Source organism: Streptomyces sp. NPDC059456, assembly GCF_042750055.1.
Lineage (GTDB): Bacteria > Actinomycetota > Actinomycetes > Streptomycetales > Streptomycetaceae > Streptomyces.
Genome location: NZ_JBHYVA010000405.1, coordinates 1 through 4021, shown reverse-complemented (window position 1 = coordinate 4021; position 4021 = coordinate 1). Strand labels below are relative to the sequence as shown.

Annotated in this window: 3 protein-coding genes and 1 pseudogene; 2 read left to right on the top strand and 2 right to left on the bottom strand. The window is 71.2% G+C overall.

Annotated features, from left to right (window positions below; all coding sequences use genetic code 11):
- Window positions 1-113: 113 nt before the first annotated feature.
- Window positions 114-534, bottom strand: a pseudogene (locus ACFXA3_RS28355) (NAD(P)/FAD-dependent oxidoreductase); the annotation flags it as partial.
- Window positions 535-795: 261 nt separating this feature from the next.
- On the opposite strand from ACFXA3_RS28355, the gene ACFXA3_RS28350 reads away from it, so the two are divergent.
- Window positions 796-981, top strand: coding sequence for a DUF6381 family protein (locus ACFXA3_RS28350; RefSeq protein ID WP_385191307.1), 186 nt, complete (start codon window positions 796-798; stop codon window positions 979-981).
- Between the two features lie 419 nt (window positions 982-1400).
- Here the strand turns inward: ACFXA3_RS28350 and ACFXA3_RS28345 are convergent, their stop codons facing one another.
- The gene (locus tag ACFXA3_RS28345; protein WP_385191306.1) at window positions 1401-1718 is read right to left on the bottom strand and encodes a hypothetical protein; all 318 of its coding nucleotides are present in this window, start codon (window positions 1716-1718) and stop codon (window positions 1401-1403) included.
- 404 nt (window positions 1719-2122) lie between these two features.
- On the opposite strand from ACFXA3_RS28345, the gene ACFXA3_RS28340 reads away from it, so the two are divergent.
- Window positions 2123-3883, top strand: coding sequence for a GAF domain-containing SpoIIE family protein phosphatase (locus ACFXA3_RS28340; RefSeq protein WP_385191305.1), 1761 nt, complete (start codon window positions 2123-2125; stop codon window positions 3881-3883).
- Window positions 3884-4021 lie beyond the last annotated feature (138 nt).

The following is a 4021-nucleotide window of genomic DNA, read 5'->3' as shown; positions in this document are numbered from 1 at the left end:
GGGCGGACGCGTCAGTTGTGTAACAGATACTGTGTTCACGGGGTGACCGGGCGTCCCACCAGAGCCGCGCCGCGGTCCCGACCCCGTTCCGTTTTCGGGCCCGCGGCACGTCATGCCGCTTCCGATCCGGCCGGTGAGCGGCAGGAGGTCCGCCGTGGTCATCTGCCCGAGCAGGGCGAACGGCTCGTCGGAGCCTGTCCCCCGTGGATGACGGCGTCGACGACCTGACCCGGGGGACCGTTCCCGCCCCGGCCGCATGCGGCCCCGTCCACGGCACCGGGCCGGGTGAGTGCCCAGTCGACCTCGAAGGTGACGAAGTCCCACTGGAAGCGTTCCGGATCCCGCACGAGGCGGGACTGGAGGTGTTCCTCGCCGACGACGGACGCGACGCGCTCCCCGCAGCGCAGCACGCCGCCCGGCACTGCAGGCGGCCTCGGGCGCCAGGTCGGCGTGCAGGGCGTTCCCGGCGAGCAGGAGCCGCCCGCCTTGCCCGGCGAACTCCTCCTCGCCGAGGCTGCGCACCGGCAGCGGGAGGGGTCCACGCCCGTCGACATACCGCCCTGACCTGTCGCTCTCGGGATGCACGCACGGGGACAAGCGCCTCCACCCCTGGTCCTGTCATCGTCCCGCCGTTCACACGTGTTGGTCGCGCCGACTCCTGAGCGATGGGCGCCGTGGCGGTGTCCACGTGATGACCGCCGAGTGCCGGGTGGAACCCCCGAGGCAGCGGTGGCGCATCGGCCCGTCCGCTGTTTGCCTGAAGAGGCGACCCCCAACCCGACCCGAGGAGTGATCATGAGCGGCGACAGCCAGCCGAGCAAGCGGGCCCAGCAGATGCGAGACAGGGCTCAAGAGCTGGAACAGGCGGCACAGCACGCCACCGACCCGGCGGAGCGCCAGCGGCTGAAGGACAGAGCCATGCGCCTCCGGGAGAAGACCGAGCAGGAGAGCAGGGGCAGCGGAACCATGGACCCCATGTAGAGCACCACCACGCGTCGTCTGCTCCTGCCGACATCGACGTGCTGGCCGCGTCAGACCGCAGCGGTGGCGTTCGAGATCGCTCACCACGTCGGCCAGGCGTCCCCGCCGCAGATGCGCGGCCCGCTGACGTGCGGCTCCGCCGCCGGGGCGCCGGACCCGTCGGGGAGGTCGGGTGGCGGGCGCCCGTCGCCGCAGGGTGCCGGTTTTCACCAGGTGGTCTGCGAGGCGCTCGTAGCCGATTTCGTCGAGGAGGGGCACGGGCCCGGCCCCGGGCCGTCTCGCGTGCTCCACGGATCTGGTGCTCGCCCCCCCCGCTGTCCCGTGCGAGGGAGAAGGGCGAGTTGGCGGCGAGGGCCTGAAGAAGTATCGGCAGCCAGGGACGCATGTGGTTGGACAGTGCGAGGGCTTGACCGCCCCGGTCACCCCGGCGTGGACGTGACAACCGCACACCATCGCGTCGTACGAACCGACCAGCGAGGGCCAACGGGCGCCCAGCCGCCCGCATCGTCTCCCGGGGTCACCGTCGGCGGACTCCCCGGCGGGAGCACGGGAGTGCCGGTGGCCACCAGGAGGCGTCCCTCGTCGGCCGCCACCTCGCCCATCACCCTGCGCAGCAGGCCCAGTTCGGACCTCAGCTCCGCCGGATCCGCCGTGGGACGGGTGCACGCCTCGACCTGCGCGCCGAGAAACTCCGCCTGGATCTGCTCGCCCAGGACCGCGGTCGCGGTCTTCACCATGCGCGGACCACGGGCCACGGGCAGCCCCGTTCACCGGTCCACGAGCAGGTACTCCTGCTCCTCCGCTCCCGCCGTCATACCGTGCCTGCCCTGCGGCAGAGTTGGCCGGGAACGATCCACACCGCGGAACGGGCCGTTGACCACGGAAGACATGGAAGACGCGGAGCAGTCTTTCGTCGGCGGCAGGCAGTCCGGTGTGGGAAACTTCCTCTGCACCTGTCGGTCTTGTCACCGTACGACCGGCGGACCAGGCCCGTGCCGTTCTACGATGCCGTTGAGGACTTCGGGACGGCAGGACCGGAGGGCAGATGTCGGAGCAGGTGCGGAGATCCGGATCGGACCCGGACGGTGCCCGTCGGCGCGCCTTGAGGCTGGCCGGTCTGTCGTCAGCTTCCGATTCAGGGATGGACCGGTTCGCACGCCTGGTGTCCCGGCTGCTTCGCGTGCCAGTGGCCTTCGTTTCGCTGGTCGAGGAGGACCGGCAGATCCTGCCAGGCATGTACGGTCTGCCCCAGCCCTGGGCGGCCTCTCGCGCCCTTCCGCCGTCGCATGCGCTCTGCAGGAGCGTGGTGGCCTCCGGGCGGGCCCTGATCGTGCCCGACGCCCGCACCGACGAGGGGCTCCGTGACAGCCCCGGCGTCGTGGATCTCGGAGTCGTCGCATATGCCGCAATGCCGCTGGCCGACGGCGACGGGCTCGTCCTGGGCACCTTGTGCGCCGTCGATCACGAGCCGCGAGCGTGGGGTGACGGCGAGCTGTCCGACCTGGAGGATCTGGCGGCTGCCTGCTCGGCCGAGCTGTGCCTGCGCATCCTGTCGGCACAGAGCCGGTCCGCACAGAAGGTACTGGAGACCGCGAGAGCCGCCGCCGAGCGTGCCCGGACCGACGCGCAGCGGCTGGAGCGCGAGGCCCAGGTCGGATTGGACCATGCCGAGCTGCTGCTGCGGTCGTCGGAGGAGCTGGCCCAGACCTCCGGGCTGGAGGACGTCCGACGACGGGTGCGAGACCTGTTCGTCGGCGCCGGGAAGCCTTCGTACGTCGGCCTGCTCGTCGCCGACAAGGACGAGCTGCACCGCGTTCCCGACCCCGACATCGATCACACGGTGGAACGGGAGGTCCTCACGCTGCCGGTGGACGCGGCCTTCCCCAGTACCCGGGCCATGCGGGAACGGCGCGCGGTCTTCGTACCGGACCGCGAGACACTCGTCGCCGACTACAGCCCCGAGGCAGTCGGCTTCTGCGACCGCATGGGCTTCACCACCGTGCTGTGCCTGCCGCTCTGGGGCAGCCGCGCCCTGCTCGGGGTCCTCGCGGTCTGCTGGGCCAAGCGGCACGAGGTGGGCGTCACCGAGCGGGCCACGCTCACCGCCGCGTCCGGCTACATCGCGCAGGCGGTGGAGCGCGCCCTGTATCTGGACGACCGGATCTCCGTGGCCCGGCAACTCCAGGAGGCCATGCTCACCGATCTCCCCCTGGCCAGCCACGTCGACATCAGCGCCCTGTACCAACCGGCCGCGGTCGGCGACATGATCGGCGGGGACTGGTACGACGCCTACCACCTTCCGCATGCTTCGCCTGGCGGCGAGCCCGGAGCACTCATGATCACGGTGGGTGACATCACCGGCCACGACACGCACGCCGCCACGATCATGGGCCAGGTCCGCAGCATGCTGAGGCAGGCCACCCTCGACCATCCCCCGTACAGTCCCGCCACTGCGCTGACCGCTCTTGATGCCGCGTGCTCGGTGCTGCCCGTCGAAGCCAGCGGCACCCTGGTCCACGCGCGCCTCGACCCGGCCGGCGACAGTCACGGCTGGACGCTGACCTGGTCCAACGCCGGCCACCCCCCACCGCTGCTCCGTACGCCCGACGGGCGAGTTGCCACCCTGGCGGAGCACGACATCCTCCTCCACCCGGACCTCGGGCCGTACCTCCGCACCGAGGCCCGGCGCCACCTCCCTTCGGGCTCCACGCTGTTGCTCTACACCGACGGGCTCATCGAGCGCCGCGGCCACGACATCGATGCGTCCACGGCACAACTCGTCGCTCTGCTCGCTCGCCACGGTGACCGTCCGCTGGCCGAACTGCTCCGTCGGATCAGCGGCAGGCCGGCGAACCCGGCACCCGAAGACGACGTCGTCGTGCTGGCCCTGCGCGTTCCCTGACGGCACTCCCGGTGGTGCGGCGGACGCCGACAGCTGACCGGCCCCTAGCGCGTGTCTCTTTGATCGGTTGGTCAGTTGATCGGATGTGTCCGTCCGATTAGTGATCACCGATGCGATGTGGGACCGGATCGAGCCGCT